The 20,540-nt window shown below is 70.7% G+C and carries 14 protein-coding genes, 5 tRNA genes and 1 other RNA gene; 3 read left to right on the top strand and 17 right to left on the bottom strand.

Translation table 11 applies throughout. The features are described from left to right. Positions 1-8: 8 nt before the first annotated feature. From LZ198_RS35450 to mglB, 3 genes are all read right to left on the bottom strand, one after another. The gene (locus LZ198_RS35450) at positions 9-734 is read right to left on the bottom strand and encodes a dihydrolipoamide acetyltransferase (protein WP_253976561.1); all 726 of its coding nucleotides are present in this window, start codon (positions 732-734) and stop codon (positions 9-11) included. 115 nt (positions 735-849) lie between these two features. Beyond that, complete coding sequence (mglA, locus tag LZ198_RS35445) at positions 850-1,437, bottom strand: gliding-motility regulator Ras-like GTPase MglA (protein WP_206719013.1); 588 nt, start codon at positions 1,435-1,437, stop codon at positions 850-852. A gap of 11 nt (positions 1,438-1,448) precedes the next feature. Further along, positions 1,449-1,928, bottom strand: coding sequence for a gliding-motility regulator GTPase-activating protein MglB (gene mglB / locus LZ198_RS35440; RefSeq protein ID WP_002637270.1), 480 nt, complete (start codon positions 1,926-1,928; stop codon positions 1,449-1,451). A 293-nt stretch (positions 1,929-2,221) separates the two neighbouring features. On the opposite strand from mglB, the gene LZ198_RS35435 reads away from it, so the two are divergent. From LZ198_RS35435 to LZ198_RS35425, 3 genes are read left to right on the top strand one after another with little or no spacing between them, the layout of a single operon-like run. After that, positions 2,222-3,796: an MSCRAMM family protein gene (locus tag LZ198_RS35435; RefSeq protein ID WP_253976560.1), complete on the top strand. Its 1,575-nt coding sequence runs from the start codon at positions 2,222-2,224 to the stop codon at positions 3,794-3,796. After that, positions 3,793-5,775: a FecR family protein gene (locus LZ198_RS35430; RefSeq protein WP_253976559.1), complete on the top strand. Its 1,983-nt coding sequence runs from the start codon at positions 3,793-3,795 to the stop codon at positions 5,773-5,775. Before LZ198_RS35435 ends, LZ198_RS35430 begins: the two co-directional genes overlap by 4 nt. Positions 5,776-5,778: 3 nt before the next feature. Further along, positions 5,779-7,665, top strand: coding sequence for a protein kinase domain-containing protein (locus LZ198_RS35425; RefSeq protein ID WP_253976558.1), 1,887 nt, complete (start codon positions 5,779-5,781; stop codon positions 7,663-7,665). Between the two features lie 36 nt (positions 7,666-7,701). Here LZ198_RS35425 and recR read toward each other — a convergent pair whose 3' ends face one another. From recR to LZ198_RS35355, 14 genes are all read right to left on the bottom strand, one after another. Then, positions 7,702-8,295, bottom strand: coding sequence for a recombination mediator RecR (gene recR, locus LZ198_RS35420; protein WP_253976557.1), 594 nt, complete (start codon positions 8,293-8,295; stop codon positions 7,702-7,704). 6 nt (positions 8,296-8,301) lie between these two features. Next, on the bottom strand, positions 8,302-8,619 hold the full coding sequence (locus LZ198_RS35415) for a YbaB/EbfC family nucleoid-associated protein (RefSeq protein ID WP_253976556.1): 318 nt from the start codon (positions 8,617-8,619) through the stop codon (positions 8,302-8,304). A 91-nt stretch (positions 8,620-8,710) separates the two neighbouring features. Continuing rightward, positions 8,711-9,730, bottom strand: coding sequence for a DNA polymerase III subunit gamma/tau (locus LZ198_RS35410; protein WP_253976555.1), 1,020 nt, complete (start codon positions 9,728-9,730; stop codon positions 8,711-8,713). Positions 9,731-10,565: 835 nt separating this feature from the next. Beyond that, complete coding sequence (dnaX, locus tag LZ198_RS35405; RefSeq protein ID WP_253976554.1) at positions 10,566-11,780, bottom strand: DNA polymerase III subunit gamma/tau; 1,215 nt, start codon at positions 11,778-11,780, stop codon at positions 10,566-10,568. A 68-nt stretch (positions 11,781-11,848) separates the two neighbouring features. Next, positions 11,849-13,387: a phytoene desaturase family protein gene (locus LZ198_RS35400; RefSeq protein ID WP_253976553.1), complete on the bottom strand. Its 1,539-nt coding sequence runs from the start codon at positions 13,385-13,387 to the stop codon at positions 11,849-11,851. 156 nt (positions 13,388-13,543) lie between these two features. Next, an RNA gene (ffs, locus tag LZ198_RS35395) (signal recognition particle sRNA small type) lies at positions 13,544-13,636 on the bottom strand. Positions 13,637-13,669: 33 nt separating this feature from the next. Continuing rightward, positions 13,670-13,756, bottom strand: a tRNA-Ser gene (locus tag LZ198_RS35390). A gap of 13 nt (positions 13,757-13,769) precedes the next feature. After that, positions 13,770-13,856: transfer RNA gene (locus LZ198_RS35385), tRNA-Ser, on the bottom strand. 6 nt (positions 13,857-13,862) lie between these two features. Continuing rightward, positions 13,863-14,327, bottom strand: a complete 465-nt coding sequence (gene tadA, locus LZ198_RS35380) for a tRNA adenosine(34) deaminase TadA (RefSeq protein ID WP_253976552.1) — start codon at positions 14,325-14,327, stop codon at positions 13,863-13,865. A 22-nt stretch (positions 14,328-14,349) separates the two neighbouring features. Then, positions 14,350-14,426: transfer RNA gene (locus LZ198_RS35375), tRNA-Arg, on the bottom strand. 29 nt (positions 14,427-14,455) lie between these two features. Then, a tRNA-Ser gene (locus LZ198_RS35370) sits at positions 14,456-14,545 on the bottom strand. A 42-nt stretch (positions 14,546-14,587) separates the two neighbouring features. After that, positions 14,588-14,674: transfer RNA gene (locus LZ198_RS35365), tRNA-Ser, on the bottom strand. A 100-nt stretch (positions 14,675-14,774) separates the two neighbouring features. Further along, complete coding sequence (serS, locus tag LZ198_RS35360) at positions 14,775-16,055, bottom strand: serine--tRNA ligase (protein ID WP_253976607.1); 1,281 nt, start codon at positions 16,053-16,055, stop codon at positions 14,775-14,777. 138 nt (positions 16,056-16,193) lie between these two features. Further along, on the bottom strand, positions 16,194-20,540 hold a 4,347-nt coding region (locus tag LZ198_RS35355; RefSeq protein WP_253976551.1), incomplete at its 5' end, for a tetratricopeptide repeat protein.

Raw genomic sequence — 20,540 nt, 5'->3', positions numbered from 1 at the left:
CGGGGCCTCTACCGCGCTTCGGGGGGAATGGTGGCCTGCGTCCCCGCGCCCGCTTCCGGGTCGATGCGGGGGGCCGCGTCACGGGACAGCTCGATGTCGTAGCGCACCGCGGGGCGGTCCTTCATGTCCGTGGTGAGGCCGCCCTGCTCGTAGCCCACCACCTGCACGGTGGACACCTTCCCGGGCTCCGCGTTGAAGGTGTAGCTGGATTGCACCTTGAACTTGTAGCCCTCGATGTAGCTGAACACGCCGGAGCCGTTGCCGCGGTAGACGAGCCGCACCGCGAGCTGGTGCTGCCCGGGGACGATGCGGCCGTTGAAGACCTCGAACTGCTCGCGCTTCGCCAGCTCACCCTGCAGGTCGAGCTGCGTGAAGATGGGCGCGCCGTCCAGCGCGTACGTCACCGACTCCAGCACGAAGGAGCCGCCCATCTCGTTGCGGTGGACGATGAGCGCGCGGGAGCCGGTGGTGACGTCGCCGCCGAGCACCGTCTCCTGCAGGAGGAGCAGCCTCGCCTTGGAGCGGTAGATGCGCTCCTTCAGGTCGACGACGTTCTCCTCCAGCGTCTTCACGCGGGTGTTGAACGCCTCGTCCGCCGTGCTCGAGCCATCCGCCGGGGCCGCGGTGACGGTGGGGGACGGGGCGGCCTTGGCGGGCTCCTTGGCGTGCGCCACCGCGCAGAAGGCGGCGCTGGTCAGCGCGAGGAAGCGGAGGGTGGCGGCGGCAACTCGCACGGTGCGACCTCAGGAGGCGGACGGCCTGGTCCGTCGGCAGCAGGTTGTAACACCCTTCACCGAGGGGCGTCTTCTGACCCTCGGTGCGGGAGCGGCCGCCTGCCCGGATGCTCCGTCAGCCACCCTTCTTGAGCTCGGTGAGCACCAGCTTCGCCACCGCCTTGAGCGTGTCGAACACGCCCACGCCGGTGGGGGCCACGGCCTGGTACTCGGGGATGTTGCGCGGGTTGAGGGCCTTGCGCATCTCCTCGACCGTCACCGCGTTGGGCAGGTCCCGCTTGTTGTACTGGATGACGTACGGGATCTTGTTCAGGTCGTAGCCCTGCTCGGCGAGGTTCACACGGAGGTTCTCGATGGACTCCATGTTCGCCTCCATGCGCTCGATCTGGCTGTCGGCCACGAAGACGACGCCGTCGACACCCTTGAGGATGAGCTTGCGGCTGGCGTCGTAGAACACCTGGCCGGGCACCGTGTAGAGGTGGAAGCGCGTCTTGAAGCCGCGGATCTCTCCGAGCGACAGCGGCAGGAAGTCGAAGAAGAGCGTGCGGTCCGTCTCGGTGGAGAGCGAGATGAGCTTGCCCTTCGTCTCGGCCGCCGTCTTGTTGTAGATGTACTGGAGGTTGGTCGTCTTCCCGCAGAGCCCCGGCCCGTAATAGACAATCTTGCAGTTGATTTCGCGGGATGAGTAATTGATGAAGGACATGGCTTCCCGGGTTACTCGCTGAAGAGGTTGTCGATATCGTCGTCGGAGATCTCGGCGAAGGGCGACCCGGCACCCGGGCTGTCCGTCTTCTTCACCAGACTCTCGAAGATCTTCGTGAGCTCGTCGCTGGCCTTCTTGATGCGAAGGCGGACGAGGCCGAGGCTGGTGCGGTTGTCGAAGATGACGACCAGCACGACCCGGCTGCCGACAATGGTCATGTAGAGCGAGTCCTTGGCCCCTTCGTGGAACTGGTTGGGGAACTCGTTCTCACCGATCAGCTTGGCCAGTCCTCCCATCGCGGCCACGTTGCCGGCCGTCAGCGAGGCGAGCGAGGTGGTGTCGATGTTCTGCGTCTGGCCCGCGGAGGAGATGAGCTGCCCGTTCTTGTCGACGAGGAAGACCACCTTCGCGTTCGCGTCCTTGGTGAGCCGGTCGCAAACGGCGTTGATCTTGGTGAACTCCTCTTCGTACATCACCAGTTGCGTGCCCATGGGCGTATGCGCTCCTCAGCGTTCGCTCGCCCCGCTCACGGCGGCACTCCGTTGTTTCTGGAGTGAATCCCGGAGGTTAGACGAGGCGCTACCGACCGTGAGGATGCTTAGCAAACGCCTTCCACTCCAGCAAGAAGCCATCCGCGCCCGGGGGCGGATCGCGGCTTCCTCCCACGCGGCGCGGGCAGGCGGCATCTCCTCGACCTGTCGTCAAGAGTCTCGGAGGGCTTCCTGGGTCCGCCGATGACGCCGGTTTGGGGGCATAGGCGGCTTTCTCTATACTCCGCCGGGCTTTGACGCCCCCATCGACCCCCGTCCCCATCCTGGCGCGTCTGGCGCCCCTGCTGTTGGTCCTGCTCAGCCCCCGGTCCGCGCTGGCGGAAGAGGTGCTGGAGCGGGCGTCGTTGCGCCTGCGTTACGGCGTGGCGCTCCGCAACGGTGCCCAGGCGGATGTAGGGCCCGGGCTCACCTACGACGGCTTCACGCCGAATGATCTGGCGGCGGTGGGGACGTTCTGGGCGGGGTCGTGGCTGGGGGCCTGGGCGGGCGTGCAGCGGGAGGGGTTCGACTTGAAGGAGGGCTCGGCGCGGATCACCGGGGGCAGCCTGGTGCGGGCGTCGGTGGGGCCCCGGGCGCGGTTGCTGCTGGGGCCGGTGCGCGCGGAGGTGGGCGCGGGGTACTCCTACGCGCAGTTGCCGGTGTTCGGGGCGTCCTCGGCGCCGGTGTTCGCGTACGGGGTGCGGCACGCGGCGCTGGTGTCGGCGAGCCTGAAGCTGCCGGTGTTCTCCCGTCTGGCGCTGGAGGCGCGGGGCGAGGTGCCCGTGTCGCTGTCCGTGAAGGACGCGGCGGGCGCGAAGGCGGAGGCGAAGGGCTTCGCGGTGGGCGGGGCGGCGCTGGTGCCGCTGGTGGGCGCGTCGCGGTGGTCCGGCACGCTGGTGCTGGACTTCCAGCACGTGCAGGACACGGTGACGTTGCCGGACGGGGTCGTCTCCGAGCAGCGGATGCGCCGGGTGGGCGCGGCGCTGGAGCTGGCGTGGAAGGACGCGCGCGAGGTGGCCCCCGTGCGCTACGAGCCGCCGCCCGCGCCGCCGCGCGAGCCGGCCGGGGGTGTGTCGCTGAGCCTCGTGGACGCGCAGACGGGGGCGCCGCTCGCGGGCGCGCGGGTGGTGCTGGTGGCCAACGGCGTGGAGCAGGCGCCGCTGGTGACGGACGCGCGCGGCGTGGCGGAGGTGGCGGAGCTGGCCGCGGGGCCGTTGACGGCGAGGGTGGAGGCGCCGGGCTACGCGCCCACGGAGGCGCGGGGCGTGGTGGAGGACGGGGGCCGTGTCGCGCTGGAGGTCCGGGCGCGCAAGCTGCCGCCGCCCACCGGAGGCTTGAAGGTGACGGTGGTGAACGCGTCGAACGGGGTGCCGCTGCCGGGCGTGCGCGTGGCGGTGGGCGCGGTGCAGGTGCGCACGGATTTGATGGGGCAGGCGTGGGTGAAGGAGCTGTCGCCGGGGCCGGTGGCGGTGCAGGCGACGTCGCCGGGCTACCGCAACGCGGAGGAGGCGGCCATCATCGTCGCGGGGCAGGAGACGCCGCTGTCGGTGCCGCTGGCGCTGGAGCGCAAGGGTGAGCCGGCCACGCTCACCGGGCAGGTGCGCAGCGCGCGCGGCGGCAGGCCCGTGGCGGCCACGCTCCTCATCCCCCAGGCGAAGGTGAAGGCGAAGACGGACGCGAAGGGGGCCTTCACCTTCCGGGTGAAGGGCGGTACCTACCGCATCACCATCTCCGCGCGCGGCTTCCTGTCGCAGAGCAAGCGCGTCACCCTCAAGGATGGCGAGCAGGCCATCTTCAACGTGGATCTCTTCCCGAGGCAGAAACGGTGAGCAACACGCGTCGCTGGTCGTTGATCCTGCTGTTCGTCCTCGCCGGCTGTGACGAGGAGGCGGCCACCCCCGTGGCCACCCCCGCCGCGGCCCAGGACGCCGGCTCGGCCGACGCGGGACCCGCCACGGAGCTGGGCGTGCTGGACGAGCTGCGCGGCGAGGTGATGCTCGAGCGCGGCGGGCGGAAGGTCCCGGCCACGAAGGGCCCCCTGTATTCCGGCGACGCGCTGGAGACGGGCAAGGAGGGCACCGCGACGGTGCGCTTCCCGGATGGGCGCTCCGTGGAGGTGGGGAGTGACGCGCGCGTGGGCCTGGGCGAGGGCTCCGGTGGCGTGGTGTTGACGGTGGAGCGCGGCATCGTGTTGTCCCGCGTCCCGGCGCGCACCGGGGCTCCCGCGGGTGGTCGCAAGGTGTCCCTCACCCTGCAGACCCCCTTCGGTCTGACACGCGTGGGCTCCGAGCCCAGCGAGGTGAGCGTCGCGGTGGCGGGCGACGGCGGCCGGGTGGAGGTGAAGCTGGGCGCCATCGAGTTCGTGGCCAAGGGCGGCGAGCCCATGAACGTCTCGACCGGCGACGCGGTGGAGGTGTCGGCTGGGAAGGCGCAGTTGGTGATGGGCGGCGGGCGCGTGGTGGAGCTGGCCCCCATCCCGGTGACGGTGCGGGTGGGCGTCGGGAAGGTGGAGCTGCTCTCCAAGGGCGCGAAGCGCTGGCGTACGGTGCGGCCGACGGGCGAGGCGCTCGCGGCCGGGGACGGGGTGCGCACGAAGCGGGGCGGCTCGGCGGAGCTGTCGCTGGAGGGCTCGGCGTCGCGGCTGTCGCTGGGTACGGACGGGGAGATGGTGCTGGAAGGGGCGGGCCAGGGGGGCAAGCGGGACGAGGCGCGACTGTCGCTGAAGCAGGGGCGACTGGCCGTGCAACTGGCGCCGGAGCGGCAGAGCCGCGTGGTGCTGCCGGGGCTGACGTTGGAGGGTGACGGCGCGGCCCGGCTGGCGGTGCGGCGCACGGCCACGGGCTACCTGGTGGACGCGCAGACGGGGCGCATCACTTTGGTGCGCGGCGAGTCGAAGCAGGCCCTGCGCGCCGGTGAGCGCGCCACGGTGTCGGGCGAGTCCGGGCCCGCGCAGGTGGAGGCGCTGGCGCCGGTGCCGGTGGTGCTGGGGCCGGGCGAGGGGCTGGAGGTGTTCCACCAGGGCATGCCCGAGGTGGCCTTCGGCTGGGAGGGGGAGGGCGAGGCCGTGGTGGAGGTGGCCGCCGACGCGGGCTTCGCGCAGCCGCTGCTGTTCGGCACGGTGTTCCGGCCCTTCATCAACGTGCCCGCGCCCGCGCGTGGGGCCCTGTACTGGCGGGTGCGCTCCAAGGAGGGGCGGGAGCTGGCGAAGGGCAGCGCGACGTTCGCGCCGGAGCGCCTGTCTCGCGACCTGGACCGCGTGCGCAACGTGGTGCCGGAGGGCCTGGAGAAGACGACCATCTTCTACCAAGACAAGCCGCCCTCCGTGACGTTCACCTATGCGGCGGAGGAGGCGGCGGAGCGCTACCGGGTGGCGGTGTACCGGGCGGGCGCGTTGGAGAAGCCGGTCGTCGAACGCACCGTCGCGGACACCCGCGCGGCCCTGGAGGCGGGCGCGTTGGGTGAGGGAAGCTACCTGTGGTCCGTGACGCCGCTGTCCGGCGCGGGCGAGCAGTTGAAGGGGGGGCGGATGAACAAGCTGGAGCTGGTGTACGACAACTCGGTACCCACGCTGCTGGTGTCCCAGCCGCGCAACGGGCTGCCGGTCGCCGCGAAGGTGAGGGCCACGGGCGTGGCGCCGGTGGACGCCCACGTGTCCATCAATGGACGTCCGGTGCCGCTGGACGGCAAGCACCGGTTCGATATCTGGGCGGAGCCGGTGGGCTCGCCCCCGCTGCTGGTGTTTAGAATGACTCGTCCTGGTGCCCCGGAGGTCTATACGGTCCGCACCTTGAAACAGCGAGGGCCCTGAGGAATGGCACCCCCCCAGACGACCCCACCCGGCCCCGACGAGGTGCCACCGCCGTTGATGCGCCCGTATGGACAGTACGTCCTGGTGCGCAAGCTGGCCGAAGGCGGCATGGCGGAGATCTTCCTCGCCAAGCTGCTGGGCACCGACGGCTTCGAGCGCAACGTCGTCATCAAGCGGATGCTGCCGCACCTGTCGAACATCCCCGACTTCGTGGAGATGTTCCGTGACGAGGCGCGGCTGGCGGCGAAGCTGGCGCATCCCAACATCGTGCAGATCCACGAACTGGGCTTCACGGAGGGCTGCTACTACATCTGCATGGAGTACCTCGCGGGCGAGGACTTCTCCACGACGCTGCGGCTGGCGGGGCGGCGGCGGCAGTACCTGCCGTTCCCGGTGGTGCTGCGGGTGCTCATCGACGCGGCGCGCGGGCTGCACTACGCGCACGAGTTCGCCAACGAGATGGGGCAGCCGCTGCACATCGTGCACCGGGACATCTCCCCGTCGAACCTGTACCTGACGTACCAGGGGCAGGTGAAGGTGCTGGACTTCGGCATCGCCAAGGCCGAGTCCCGGCTCGTCAACACGCGCACCGGCGTGGTGAAGGGCAAGTACATGTACATGGCGCCGGAGCAGGCCCGGGGCCAGGAGGTGGACCGGCGCGCGGACGTCTTCGCGCTGGGCGTCAGCCTCTTCGAGGCGCTCACCCACGTGCGGCCCTTCTCCCGCGAGAACGACCTCGCGGTGCTCAACGCGCTCCTGCATGGCGAGTTCAAGAAGCCGCGCGAGCTGCGGCCGGACCTGCCGGTGGAGTTGGAGGCCGTCATCCTCAAGGCGATGTCGCCCTTCGCGGAGGGGCGGCACGAGACGGCCGAGGCGTTCGCGGAGGAGCTGGAGGACTTCCTTCGGGAGCACCCGGGGACGGGCAGCGGCGCGCCGCAGCTCGGCGCCTTCCTGCGCAGCCACTTCGGCGAGGAGCGCTTCGCCGAGCGCACGCGCATCCCGACGTTGGCCTCGCTCTCGTCCGCGCTCGGCATGGTGACGCAGGCCACGGGCGTCGTGGACCCGAACGCGGTGGCCACCGTGGCACCGGTGGGGACGGAGGCGGCGACCGCGCAGGGGTGGGGCTCGCGCTCGCCGGCGTCGTCGCCGGGGTCGCTGCCGTCGGTGCCCAAGACGCCCGCCACGCAGAACGGGCCGCCTCCGGCTCCGTCACGCGAGGTCGCCGCCGTGCCCGTGTCGCGCGGCTGGCGTCCCCTGGCCGTCGGGTTGGCGGGAGGGCTGCTGCTCGCCGGCGCGGGGTTCATCGGCTACCGGAGCGCGAAGGGAACGCAGGAGCCCGCGCCCGTCGTCGCGCCGCCTGTCCAGGCGCCGCCACCCGAGGTGGCTCGCAAGCTGGAGCCCGTGGCCCCTCCTGGCTCGCCCACCGTCGAGGCCGTTCAGCCCCCAGGGGGCGAGGTCGCGCAGAAGCACGCGGAGCCGGCGGTGGCGCCCCAGGCCCCCGTCGAGACGCCGGAGGTCGCGAAGGCCGCGGAGGCGTCCGGCGCGGAGGATGACGGCGCCGTGGACGCGAAGGTGAAGAAGGGGGCCTCCGCCCGGAAGGCGGTGTCGCTGGGGGTTGGCGACATCGAGCGGGTGGTGGGGCGCGGGCGTGGGCGCATCTCCGCGTGCTTCGAGCGCAACAAGGAGGACCTGCCGTCGGGCGAGGGCACGGTGGAGGTGCAGTTGACCATCGCCTCGTCGGGCAAGGTCCAGGCGGCGGTCCGTGGGCCGTTGGCGGCGGATGCGGTGGGGCGGTGCGTGAAGGCCCAGGCGGAGCGGCTGCGGTTCCCGGCGCACCGGGACGAGTCCGTCACCGTGGTGGTGCCCTTCACGTGGCGGCTGACGCGGTAGCGGCGCCGGGGGCCGGCGCCGCGTGAGCGGAGAGGCTCAGAGGTCGCGGCGAGCGGACAGCGCCTTGGCCAGGGTGGCCTGGTCGGCGTACTCCAGGTCGCCGCCCATGGGCAGGCCCTGGGCGATGCGGGTGACGCGCAGGCCCATGGGCTTGAGCAGCCGCGTGAGGTAGAGCGCGGTGGCCTCGCCCTCGACGTCCGGGTTGGTGGCGAGGATGAGCTCCTCCACCCGGCTGTCGTTGAGGCGCTCCAAGAGCTCCTTGATGCGCAGTTGGTCGGGGCCCACGCCCTCGAGCGGAGACAGCACGCCGTGCAGGACGTGGTAGCGCCCCTTGAACTCGCGGGTGCGCTCCAGCGCCATCAGGTCGGCGAACGTCTCCACGACGCACAGCACCCGCTCGTCACGACGCGAGTCGCGGCAGAAACCGCACGTCTCCGAGTCGGTGAGGGAGAAGCAGCGCACGCACAGATGCACCTTCTCCTTCACCTCGCGGATGGCCTGGGACAGCTCCGACGCGTACTCGCCGGGGGCGCGCAGGATGTGGAACGCGAGGCGCTGGGCGGTCTTCTCGCCGATGCCCGGCAGCTTCGCGAGCTGGGCGACGAGGCGGTTCAGCGGATCGGGGGTCATCCGGTATCAGGTAACGCCGGGGATCTTGATGCCGCCGGAGATTTTGGCCAGCTCCCGCTGCATGTGCTGACGGCTGGCCGCCAGGGCGGCGTTCACGGCGGCGGTGATGAGGTCCTCGAGCATCGACGGGTCGTTCGGGTCGATGGCGTCCTTGTCGATCTTGATGCTGCGGATCTCCTGGATGCCGTTGGCGAGCACCTTCACCCGGCCCTCGCCGGACGTGGCCTCGACGGTCTCCTCGGCCAGCTGCTGCTTCCGCTCTTCGATCTTCTCCGTCAGCTTGTTCGCCTGCCGGATGAAGTAGTTCAGGTCGACGCCAGGCATGTGCTTCCTCGGGGCTCGGGGGAGCGGGCGCGTGAGGCGTCCGCTCGGGCGTGGAGTGTGGCGCGCACCCTACCGTTGCGCGCGCGCGTTGTCAGGCGCTGTCGTCCGGTGCCTCGATTGGAGCGTCGCTGACGGAGGCGGCGGAGGGGCGCTCGGGCTCGTACACCTGGATGTGCTCGATTTCTCCACCCAACAACATGAGCACGGACCGGACCGAGGTGTGGTTGCGGACCTTGCTCTCGGTGTTCTTCTCGTAGTTGGCCCGGCTCTGGGCGTCGCGCTCGGCGATGCTGAGCCCCGCCCGCGAGTCGTCCGTGGCGACGTCCTGGAAGGACAGCTTCACCGGCCGGCCGAAGTGCTCGGCCAGCAGCTTGTCGATGAGGCTCTTGCCCGCGGCGGCCGTCACCGTCATCCGGTGCAGGCCCGCGGCAGGGGTGTAGCCGAGGATGATTTCACCCGCCTTCATCGACAGCAGGCGGCCGTTGGCGAGCGCCGTGCCATGACGCAGGGAGTTGCCCTTCACCGTCTCCACGGCGGCGCGCCACCGCTCGATGAGCGGCAGGTTGGCGTTGTCCCGGCTCCGTATGACGGGCGGCGGGGGCGCGGCCGCCATGGGGGGCGGCTCGGGCTCCGGCTCGGGTTCGACCGTGGGGGCCGCGGGCTCGGGGATGCATTCACCGGAGGCACAGCCGCCGGGGGAGGCCTCTTCGGGGTAGTAGCGGGACTCGTCCTCCGCGTAGGGCGCTGGCTCGGGCGCGGCGCCCGGGGGCGGCTCCGGCTTGCGGACGTTGATGACGCGGACGGTGGGCGCCGGCTCCGTGGTGCGCGACAGCGAGGTGGCGCCGGCATGCGGGCCGGGCGAGGGCGTGGGAGGCGGCGGTGCGGGCGAAGGCGTCGGCGCCGTGGGCGGACCCGGAGGTGCCTTGCGCAGGAAGGACAGGGGACGGGCCGCCGAGGCGGGCAGGCCCTCCATCACCGGGCCGGAGGGGACTGCTCGCTCCGCCGAGTAGGCGGGCTGGGACGTGCCCGTGGGGCCTCCCGACGCCGGGGCGCCTCCGCCATTGCGCAGGAACGAGAGGGGCCTCGCCGCGGAGGGCGAAAGGCCGTCCATGACGGGACCGCTGGGCGGCGGGGGCGCGGGCGGAGTCCACGGGCTCGCGTCTCGCGGTGCCGCTGCGCGCGGGAGGTCCGTCGAGGACTCGACGTGTCGTGGCAACTCGATGTCGGGAGGCGGCTCGGGGACGTACTCCGACTCGTCGTAGCGAGAGTCGTCAGCACTGGACGGGGCGGTGGCGCGCGGAGGTTCCCACGTTCCAGCGGTGAGCCCGGGAGCGGACGCACCGGATGCCGCAGTGGCTCGGGGAGGCTCCCAGGGGCTGTCGCCGGGCCCGGAGACGAATGCGACAGAGGCCGTGCTGGTTCGGGGAGGCTCCCACGCGTTGTCACCGGGGCCGTGGGCGAATGTGTCAGACGGCGGGGGGGCTCGTGGAGGCTCCCAGGCTTCGGTGCCAGGGCTTTGGGCGTGTGCGTCGGACGACGCCGTGGCGCGTGGTGGTTCCCAGGCTCCGTTGCCACTCGCCTGGGAGGAGGCATTCATGCCTGGCACGGGAGACTGTCCGGGGCTCCCCCAGTCCGGAGGGCCCGCGTTCCCGCGAGGCGCCGACGTCGAGCCATGCCCCGCCGGCTCTGGCGCTGGACGACCGGACAGCGCCCCGTTTCCAGCGAAGCCTTGCGAGGACGCTCCGGCGTTGTGTGGTCGCGGCATGGCGACCGGTGCCCGCGAGGACTCGTGCGCGTCGCTGGCCGCGTGTTGGCGCGTGGCCTGGTCGCCGCCGACGGACTCCGACGGGCGTGGCTCCGGCGTGCGCGACGGGGGCTCGTTCGTCGACGTGGGACTGCCGACCTCCCGTGGCTCCCCGGGACGGGGAAGGGGACCTGGGCGCGACTCAGGCGCGAAAGTTGGCGGGGTTGGAGCGACCTCCTGGCGCTCCAGCGTTGGCCTTGGCGGCACCGTCGCCCTGCGCGAGCCCGGCCGCGAGCCGGTCCACGCGCGCGAGCAGCTCCGGAATCGAGCCGCCCGGCGACAGTTGGATGGCCTTCAGGAGCGCCATCTCCAGCGCGAGCCGGGGCTGCGCCGCGCGCGACACGTCCCAGACGCAGCCGTGCACCACGTCGAACAGGCGGGTGAGCTGCGCGCTCTCCGCCTCCTTCGCGAGCGCCACCAGCGCCTTCTGCTCGGACTCCGCCAGCTCCGACGGCGCCTCGCCGAGCGTCTTGGTGACGAACAGATGCCGCAACTGGAGGGCCAGCTCCTCGGCCAGCCGCTTCAGGTCGAGGCCGCGGTTGAAGACCTCCTCCACGCGCTCCAGCACGCGCTTGGCGTCCTTGCGCACGAGGGCCTCGGCGAAGTCCTGCACCATCGTCCGGTCGATGGCGCCCAGGGCCTCCGCCACGTCCTCGTCCGTGGGCGTGGCGCCGCACGAGGCGAGAATCTGGTCCAGGAGGCTGAGCGCGTCGCGCATGCCGCCCTCGGACTGGCGCACCACGAGCGACAGCGAGCGGTCCGAGATGCCCGCGCCCTCCGCCTTGCAGATCTCCTGGAGCCGCTGGAGCATCCGCGCCGCGGAGATGCGCCGGAAGTTGTGGCGCTGACAGCGCGAGAGGATGGTGTCCGGCAGCTTGTGGGCCTCCGTCGTCGCGAAGATGAACTTCACGTGCCCGGGCGGCTCCTCCAGCGTCTTGAGCAGCGCGTTGAACGCCGCCCCGGACAGCATGTGGACCTCGTCGATGATGTAGATCTTGTGTCGGTCGCGCTGCGGCAGGTACTTCGCGTTCTCGCGAATCTCGCGGACGTTCTCGACGCCGTTGTTGGACGCACCGTCGATTTCGGCGACGTCCACGCTGGTGCCCGAGGCAATCTCGATGCACGCGCGGCACTCGCCACACGGCGTGGCGGTGGGGCCCTTCTCGCAGTTGAGGGCCTTGGCCAGCAGGCGGGCGGCGGTCGTCTTGCCCACTCCGCGAGGGCCGCAGAACAGGTACGCGTGGGCGACCCGGTCCATCTTGATGGCGTTCGCGATGGTCCGGACCACGTGCTCCTGTCCGGTCATGTCATCGAACTTCTGCGGGCGCCATTTGCGCGCGAGGACGAGGTAGCTCATGGGGACCGACATCTAAACACGACCGGGTGAATGATCCATGCCGTTGCCGGCCCTCCAGGGGGTTCCACTCACCGTCCGAGGGCTTGGAGCACCACGCCCGCCGCGTTGTGCCCGGCCGCGCCGATGACGCTGCCGGCGGGGTGGCACCCGGCGCTGCAGAAGTAGAGCCCCTGCACCGGCGTCTCGTAGGGCAGCCGGTCGGTGAAGCCCCGCTTGTTGTCGACGTGGTGGATGTGGCCCCCGGTGATGCCGAAGCGGCTCTCGATTTTCGGCGGCGTGAGGGCCAGGTACTCCTGCACCTTGTCGCTCGTCCCCGGGGCGAACCGGTCGCAGAGGGACAGCAGGTGGCGCACGTAGCGCTCCTCCTCCCGCTCCCACGTCGTGCCCTCGAGCTGGTAGGGCACCCACTCCACGAAGAGCGCGGAGTTGTGGTGGCCCTCCGCGTCCCGCAGGGACGGGTCCACCGTGGTGTGGATGTACCACTCGATGGAGGGGAACTCCGACAACCGGCCGGCGCGCGTCTCCCGGTACGAGCGCTCCAGCGCGCCGAGCACGTCGTCCTCCTGCGGCAGCAGGTGGATGGTGGGCCCGAACTGGCCCCGGTCCTCCGGCAGACAGGTGAAGGTGGGCAGCTCCTTCAGGCACAGGTTCACCTTCAGCGTGGTGCCCGGGACGAACATCGCGTCCACCTTCGCCCGGTACGCCTGGGGCAGGGCACCCGAGTCCACCAGCTTCAGCGTGCGGAACGGGTCCCCGTTGGAGACGACGACCTTCGCGCTCAGCTCCTCGCCGTTCTCCAACACCACGCCCCGGGCCACGCCTCCGTCCACCCGGATGGACGTCACCTTCGCACCGGTGCGGATGAGGGCGCCGTGCTTGCGCGCCACGTCGGCGATGGCCTGCGTGACGGTGCCCATGCCGCCGCCCACGATCATCCACGTGCCACCGCTGCCGGGCAGCCGACACATGTTGTGGACCAGCAGGTTCATGCCCGTGCCCGGCGTGTCATAGCCGCCGTCCAGTCCGGAGAAGGCGTCCGTCACCGCGTACATGGCCTTCACCAGGTCCGACTCGAAGCCGAAGCGCTCCAGGTACTCGCGCGCCGAACCCCGACACAGCCGGATGAACGCCTGGCGCAGGGCGGGGCGGAGGTATCGCTCGGCCGTCTCCTCCAGGGACAGGGGCGGCAGGAGCCACGCGGGCGCCAGGTCGTCGCGCATGGCGCCCAGCTCCGCGTTCATCGCCTGGTGGGCCTTCCAGTCCGCCGGGGAGAAGAACTCCAGGAACTGCCGCTCCAGCTCCCGCTCGTCCGAGCCGAACAGCAGGTACTTCTTCCCCGTGGTGGGCAGGAAGTAGTGCGGATCCCTCCGCTTGAGGGGCAGGTCCAGCTCCAGCTCGCGCAGGAGCTCCGGCGGCATGAGGCCCAGGAGGTACGCCCCCGTGGAGACACCCAGCTGGGGCGCGCTCCGGAATGGGTACTCCGTGCGACAGGCCCCGCCGATGATGTCCTTGTCCTCCAGCACGGTGACGGACAGTCCCCGGCGCGCGAGCATCGCCGCCGTCACCAACCCGTTGTGCCCAGCGCCCACCACGATGACGTCCGGCATGAGTCCCTCCTCGGAAGAAATCCCGGTTTCCTAGCTGACCGAGGGGGCCGCCGGACAGGGGGGCCGCCGACTGCCGGACAGTTTTCGAAGGGAGGGGCGCTCGCGAGCCCGTAGCCCGCAAAGGCGAAGAGCCAGCACCCGGAAGGGCACTGGCTCTTCATAACGGCCGGGACACACGCGGAAGTACGCTACCGTTGCTTCCTTCCGGACCTGGCGGGGTTCACGCCCCCACGTTGTCCCGACCACAAGAAACTTGGACATCTACTTCTGAAACAACAACAACGGAGAGGGTGGGATTCGAACCCACGATACCCTTTCAGATATACACGCGTTCCAGGCGTGCGCCTTCAACCGCTCGGCCACCTCTCCAAAAAGTCTGGAGCGGAGAGCGTAGGATTCGAACCTACGATACCGTTACCGGTATGCCTGATTTCGAGTCAGGTGCCTTCGACCACTCGGCCAGCTCTCCAAGTATTCAGTTTTCGCGTCGTTTCGCGCGCAGGCGCTCGAAGAACGACTTCAGCAGATGGCGACTTTCGTCCGCCAGGATACCACTCGTGACCTGGAGCCGGTGATTGTGTCGCGGCTCTTCGGCCAGATTGTAGAGAGAGCCCACCGCACCGGCCTTGGGGTCCATTGCGCCAAAGACGAGACGGGTGACTCTTGATTGTACCAGCGCTCCGGCGCACATCGCACACGGTTCCAACGTCACGTAAAGCGTGACGCCTGTCAGTCGCCAGACACCGAGATGCTTGGATGCGGCATCGAGTGCGAGGACTTCCGCGTGAGCGAGCGGGTTGCGGTCCACTTCGCGACGGTTGAAACCCGTGCCGATGATGATTCCATCATGCACGGCGACCGCACCGACAGGGACCTCTCCGAGTTCCGCTGCTTCCCGCGCGAGCATCAACGCCTGCTGCATGAAAGCTTCGTCACTCATGGAGGACAACACGCAGAGAAGATGGCGCTCCCTGGAGGATTCGAACCTCCGGCCTTCGGATTCGTAGTCCGACGCTCTATCCAGCTGAGCTAAGGGAGCAAATCTTCACGCGCTGCTACAACATCAAGTGGCGGAGAGAGAGGGATTCGAACCCTCGATACCCTTTCGAGTATGCAGGTTTAGCAAACCTGTGCCTTCAGCCTCTCGGCCATCTCTCCAACTCTTCTCTGTCAAAGAACCACAAAACTCAAGAACATTTTCGGAGGCGGTAGGATTCGAACCTACGGAGAACTTGCGCCCTCTGCGGTTTTCAAGACCGCTGCCTTCAACCGCTCGGCCACGCCTCCAAAACGACCCAGCCGACGGAGCCCCTCGGACCGACGTCGACCGTGGGGCCGCCCTTCTACCTGATTCCGCGCCCGTTGCAAGCCGGATGATCCAAATCTTCTACAGCGGCTTGAGCTCCTTCATGCCACCCATGTACGGCCAGAGGACCTCGGGGATGGCGACGGTGCCGTCCTCGCGCTGGAAGTTCTCCAGGATGGCGATGGCGGTCCGGCCCACGGCCAGTCCGCTGCCGTTGAGGGTGTGGAGCAGTTGGGGCTTGTCGCCCTTCTGCGCGCGGAAGCGGATTTTGGCCCTGCGGGCCTGGAAGTCGCCGCAGTCGGAGCAGGAGGAGATCTCGCGGTACGCGTTCTGCCCCGGCAGCCACACCTCGATGTCGTACGTCTTCTGGGCGGAGAAGCCCATGTCGCCGGTGCACAGGAGCATCACCCGGTGGTGCAGGCCGAGGCGCCGGAGGATGTCGCAGGCGTCGTCCGTCATGGCCTCCAGTTCGTCCAGGCTCTTGTCCGGGCGGGCGAACTTCACCATCTCCACCTTGTGGAACTGGTGCTGGCGGATGAGGCCGCGGGTGTCCTTGCCGGCGGCGCCGGCCTCCGCCCGGAAGCAGGGGCTGAAGGCGCAGTAGCGGACGGGCAGGGTGTCACCGTCGAGGATTTCGTCCGCGTGGTAGTTGGTGACGGGCACTTCCGACGTGGGGATGAGGAAGCGCTCGGGGTCGCCCAGCGTCTTGAAGGCGTCGTCCTCGAACTTGGGCAACTGGCCGGTGCCCATCATCGTCTCGCGCAGCACCAGGTACGGGGGGAGCAGCTCCGTGTAGCCCTTGGTGGTGTGCACGTCGATCATGAACGTGACGAGCGCCCGCTCCAGCCGCGCCAGCGCGCCCTTGTAGAAGGTGAAGCGGCTGCCGGACACCTTCGCGGCGCGCTCGAAGTCGAGCATGCCCAGCTTCTCCCCCAGCTCGAAGTGCTGCTTCGGGGTGAAGGGGAGGTTGGGCTTGTCGCCCCACGTCTTCACCTGGACGTTCTCGTCCGCGCTGGTGCCCACCGGGACGGAGTCGTGGGGCACGTTGGGGATGAGCAGGAGGATGCGGTTGAGCTCCTCCTCCACTTCCTTGAGGCGGGCCTCCTTCTCCTTGATCTCCTGGGAGACGGCGCGCAGGTCCCCGCGCAGCGCGTCCAGCGCCTTGGGGTCCTCCTTCGCCTTCTTCTTCATGTCCTCGTTGGCGGCGTTGCGGCGCGCGGCCAGCGACTCCATGGATTTGTAGAGTTCGCTGCGCTCGGAGAACAGGCGCTGGAAGGGGCCGAGGTCCAGGTTGCCGCCCCGCGTCTTCAGGCGAGCGACGACCGCATCGAAGTTCTGCGCAACGTTCCGGAGGTCCAGCATGGGGCACGCCTTGTAGTCACCCTGGGCGGGCGTCAGCAAGACTCCTCGTGCCCGGGGTGCTCAAGGGCGGACGCCCCGGCGCCCCGGGCCTGACGCCGGCCGCCTCCAGCGGGGGCGGCCGGCCATCACCTGGGGCGGTCAGTGCTCCAGGTCGTAGATCTCGTCCTCGATGTCCTTGCGGTCCGTCGCGTCCGGCTTCTTGGCCAGGTACTCCCGGAACGCCTGGACGGCCTCGCGGCGCTTGTTGCGCTCCTTATATGCGAAGCCCAGGTAGTAGTAGCTCATCGGGTTCTCCGGCTCCGCGGTGGTGGCCTTGCGGTACCAGTCGATGGCCTTGGCGAACTGGGCCTGCTCGGTCAGCGCGCGGGCGACCTTGTAGTAGACGTACGTCAGCTTCGCGTCCGCCTTGAGGGCCGTCTGGTAGCGCTTGACGGCGTCGTCCCAGCGGGCGGCGTTGAAGTAGGCGTCGCCGATGGAGCCCAGCACGCGGGTGCGGCGCGGGTCCGACTTGAGGCTGGCTTCGAAGGAGGCGATGGCGTCCTCGAACTCGCCGCCCTCCAGGTGGGCGTGGCCCAGCGCCTCGTGCGCGTCCGCGTTCTTCGCGTCCAGGTCCACCGCGGTGTTCCACTCGCGGATGGCGTCCGGGAGGTTCTTGGCGTCGCGGAGGATGACGCCGTAGGCGTAGTGGTAGTCCGGGCGCTTGGGGGCGCGCTCCACGGCCTTGCGCATGGCGTCGATGGCCTGGGTGTACTCCAGCCGCTTGGCCTTCACGAGCGCCAGGTAGTACAGCGCCTCGTGGTTGGAGGGCTCGTTGCTCAGCGCGAGGCCCAGGTTGCTCTCCGCGCCGGGCAGGTCACCGCGCTCGAGCAGCACCGCGCCCAGGGTGATGGGGATGGTGGTGGAGCGGGGGTCCTCCGCCTTGGCCTTCTCCAGCTCCGCCACCGCCTCGTCGAGCTGGCCCAGCCGCCACAGGACGATGCCGCGCTGCAGGCGGCCATCCTTCAAGAGGTGCGGGTCCAGCTCCAGGGCGCGGTTGGCCTCCGTCTTCGCCGTCTCCAGGTCGCCGTTGAGCAGCGCCACGCGCGACAGGCCCAGGTGGGCGTCGGCGAGGTTGGGGTCGAGCTGGGCGGCGCGCTCGAACTCCTGCTGGCCCAGGAGGGCGTTGTTCTCCGCGAGCGCCAGCTCACCCAGACCCGCGCGCACGCCCGCGTTCTCCGGGGCCTTGGTCGCGGCCTGCTCCAACTGGGCGCGCGCCTCGGCGTTGCGGCGCTGCCGCAGGTAGAAGCGGCCCAGGTACAGGTTGGCCTCCACCAGCTCCGCGTCCGCGGCGATGGCGCGCTTGTAGTGCCCTTCCGCCTCGGAGAGCTTGTCGAGCGCGTCCTCGATGCGGCCGTAGAGGTAGGCGATGCGGGCCTCGTTGGGGAAGCGCTCGCTGGCCTTCTGCACGGCCTCCGCGGCCGCCTGCATCTTGCCGGTCATCACCAGCGAGGTGATGTAGCCGTCCGCGTACTCCAGGCTGTCCCCCTCGTCGGCGACCAGGGCCGTGTACACCGGCAGGGCGCCCTCGTAGTTGCGCTGGGCGCGCATCACGTGGGCCAACTGGCCCTTGAGGAAGGTGGACTTGGGGTCCTTCTCCAGCGCGGACTTCAGCTCCGCCTCGGCCTCCTTCGGCTTGTGCTGGATGAAGAGGGCCACGCCCTTGAGACCCAGGGCGCGGGCCAGCTCCGCGGGGCCCAGCTCCGCCTGGACGTCCGGGGCCAGCGACTCCTCGATGGCCTGGGCGCCCTTCTCCGCGTCCTTGCGCACCAGCAGTTGCACCGCGGCCAGCTCCACCGCGGAGGCGGCGTGCTTGCGGTCGGACTCGAGCGCGGCGGCGTACTCGGTGGCGGCCTCGTCCGCGCGACCGGCGGCCTGGTGCAGGTTGCCCAGGGCGTGGTGGGCCTTGGCGGACTTGGGCTCCGCGGCGAGCACCTTCTTGAGGGTCTCGATGGCGCCGTTCTTGTCGCGGTTCATGGCCTGCGCCTCGGCCACGAGGAAGGCCAGCTCCAGGTCACCCTGGTTGGCCTCCCGCGCCAGCGCGTCCTGGAGGACGGGCAGCACCGTGTCCGCCTGGCGCGAGGTGAGGGCGATGGCGGCCTGGAGCTTGACGAGGTCGACGTCCTTCTCTCCGAGCAGCTCGATGTCCGGCATCGCCTCCTTGCAGCGCTGCATGTCCGCGGGCGTGGCGGCGGCGTAGCGGCGCTGGAGGTAGTAGACGGACTGGCACCACAGGGAGCGGACCGCGGGGTACTCCTTCTCCTGGAGCGCCTGGCCGCTGAGCGTGTGCGCCTGCTTGTAGCTGGCGAACGTGTCCTGGAGCAGCTCCTGCTTCGCCTTCGTCACCTGCTCCGCCTGGGGCGAGCCGTCGGAGACGCGGGCGGGGAACAGGGCGCGGCGGCCGAAGGCGCCGTAGCGCGTGCCGAACTCCGTGCCCAGGCCGATGAGCAGCACCACGGCGCCGACCCCCGCGGCGATGAACATCGGCACGCGCTTCTTCAGCTTCTCCTGGGCGCCGCTGCGGTCCACGACGGAGACCGCGGCCATGCGGCCTTCGTACAACTGCTCCAGGCGCTTCATGTTCGCCTGGGTGCCGCTGGTGTCGACGCGCGGGGCCTCCGCGTCCGTCGCGGCGACGGGCGCCGCGGCGACCACCTTGGAGGGGCCCTCCATCAGTCGCTGGATGGCGGCGGCGAACGTGGGGATGGTGCCGATGGCGGACCACGTCTCGGAATCGAGGGAGACGTCCTCGTTGCCGAGCAACTGTCCGTCCTCGAGCATCTTGACGATGACGCCCTCGTCGAACGGGCCGAACACCTTGCCCGAGCGGCGGCGCACGTGGAAGCGGCGCACCTTCGCGCCGGCCTGGGCGTTGGCGTCGCGCCCGCCCGCGTCGTCGATGAAGGACAGCATCTCCAGGCCGTCCGCGGGGCCCGCGTTGGGCGGGGGCGGCAGCGGGTCGGAGAGGTCCGCCTCCAGGTCGTCATCCGGCCGGGCGGTGGGGTCGAACTCCAGCGAATCCGGCACGCGCGGGGAGGGCGCGGCGGACGGGGGCGGCGAGCCGAAGTCCACGTCGCCGAAGTCGACCGTCGGGTTGACGGACGCCGGAGGCGGCGCGGCCGGGGGAGGTGGCTCGGCGAAGTCGAGGCTGAAGTCCGGCATCGGCGCGGCGGAGGGCGCGGCCGCGAAGTCCAGCGCGAACGGGTCCGCGGAGGGCGCGGGGGCCGAGGGCGCGGCGAAGTCGAACGACAGGTCCGGCATCGGCGGAGCCGCCGGCGCGGGCAGGTCCGAGAAGTCCATGGACGGCGCGGCCGGGGCGGGCAGGTCCGAGAAGTCCATGGCGCCGGGCACGGGCGGCGCGGCGTGCGCCGGCATGGGCAGCTCGGCGAAGTCGAACGACGGGCCCGCCTCGGGGGGCGGAGGGAGGGCGAACGGGTCCTCCTCGGGGATGCCCCCCTGCGCGTACGCGGGAGGAGGGGGCAGGGCGAACGGGTCGTCGACGGGGGGCGGAGGGAGGGCGAACGGGTCCTCCTCGGGGATGCCGCCCTGGGCGTAGGCCGGCGGCGGAGGCAGGGCGAACGGGTCCGCCTCCGGGGGCGCGGAGACGAGGTTCCCATCATCACCCGGCGCGGAGGACAGGTCGAACTCGGTGGCCTCCGCACCCTGCGTCTCGACGTCGAAGGCGAAGGGGTCCGGCTCCGGCGCCGCCTGCGCGGGCACCGGCAGCACGTCGTCGGAGAAGTCGAAGTCACGCGCGGTGCCGAGCACGTCCGGCGCGCCATAGGCCGCACCGGCGGGAGACGCGGGCAGCGCCTCCTCGGAGAACTCGATGTCGCGCGTCGCACCCGACGTGCCGCGCGGTGCGGCGGACGGCTCGCGGTAGGCGGCGTTGGGCAGCGGGATGGCCACCACGCGGGTCGTCTCGCTCGGTGGCGGCGGGACGGGCGCGTCGTCGAAGCCGTCGCCGAAGGCGTCCTGCGTGCCGAAGTCATCGGGAGCGCCGAACGCGTCGGGCGCGCTGCCGGGCAGGGGGATGGCGCCGCCGTCACCCGCGTCGAACGCGAAGGGTGCGCCACCGGGGAGTGGAATCGCCTCCGGCGCGGGGCCGAGCGCGATGGCGCCCGCGGATGCGCCAGGCAGCGGGATGGCCTGGGACGCATGACCGCCCGTGCCGCCGGGCAACGGAATGGCGGCGGAGGCGTGCGGCGCGACGGTGCCGGGCAGGGGGATGGCGCCCGCGCCGGTGTCCAGCGAGAAGCCCTGGGCCGGCGCGCTGCCGGGCAGGGGGATGGCGCCGCCGTCGCCCGCGTCGAACGCGAAGGGGTCGTCCTGGGGCGGCGGAGCGTACGCATCAGGCGCGGGGCCGAGCGAGATGGCGCCCGCGGGCGCGGCGCTGCCGGGCAGGGGGATGGCCGCGGCGTACGGCGCGGCGCTACCGGGCAGGGGGAT

Origin of the sequence: Myxococcus dinghuensis (assembly GCF_024198235.1) — a bacterium.
Taxonomy (GTDB): Bacteria; Myxococcota; Myxococcia; order Myxococcales; family Myxococcaceae; genus Myxococcus; species Myxococcus dinghuensis.
The sequence above is the reverse complement of the archived record's forward strand: the minus strand, read 5'-3'. Positions and strand labels throughout refer to the sequence as shown.

Bases quoted from the DNA above. Each gene is read 5' to 3' on its own strand.
- mglA (WP_206719013.1), bottom strand. From the start codon at position 1,437: ATGTCCTTCATCAATTACTCATCCCGCGAAATCAACTGCAAGATTGTC.
- mglB (WP_002637270.1), bottom strand. From the start codon at position 1,928: ATGGGCACGCAACTGGTGATGTACGAAGAGGAGTTCACCAAGATCAAC.
- LZ198_RS35425 (WP_253976558.1), top strand. From the start codon at position 5,779: ATGGCACCCCCCCAGACGACCCCACCCGGCCCCGACGAGGTGCCACCG.
- recR (WP_253976557.1), bottom strand. From the start codon at position 8,295: ATGACCCCCGATCCGCTGAACCGCCTCGTCGCCCAGCTCGCGAAGCTG.
- LZ198_RS35415 (WP_253976556.1), bottom strand. From the start codon at position 8,619: ATGCCTGGCGTCGACCTGAACTACTTCATCCGGCAGGCGAACAAGCTG.
- LZ198_RS35410 (WP_253976555.1), bottom strand. From the start codon at position 9,730: ATGGACGGCCTTTCGCCCTCCGCGGCGAGGCCCCTCTCGTTCCTGCGC.
- dnaX (WP_253976554.1), bottom strand. From the start codon at position 11,780: ATGAGCTACCTCGTCCTCGCGCGCAAATGGCGCCCGCAGAAGTTCGAT.
- LZ198_RS35400 (WP_253976553.1), bottom strand. From the start codon at position 13,387: ATGCCGGACGTCATCGTGGTGGGCGCTGGGCACAACGGGTTGGTGACG.
- tadA (WP_253976552.1), bottom strand. From the start codon at position 14,327: ATGAGTGACGAAGCTTTCATGCAGCAGGCGTTGATGCTCGCGCGGGAA.
- serS (WP_253976607.1), bottom strand. From the start codon at position 16,055: ATGCTGGACCTCCGGAACGTTGCGCAGAACTTCGATGCGGTCGTCGCT.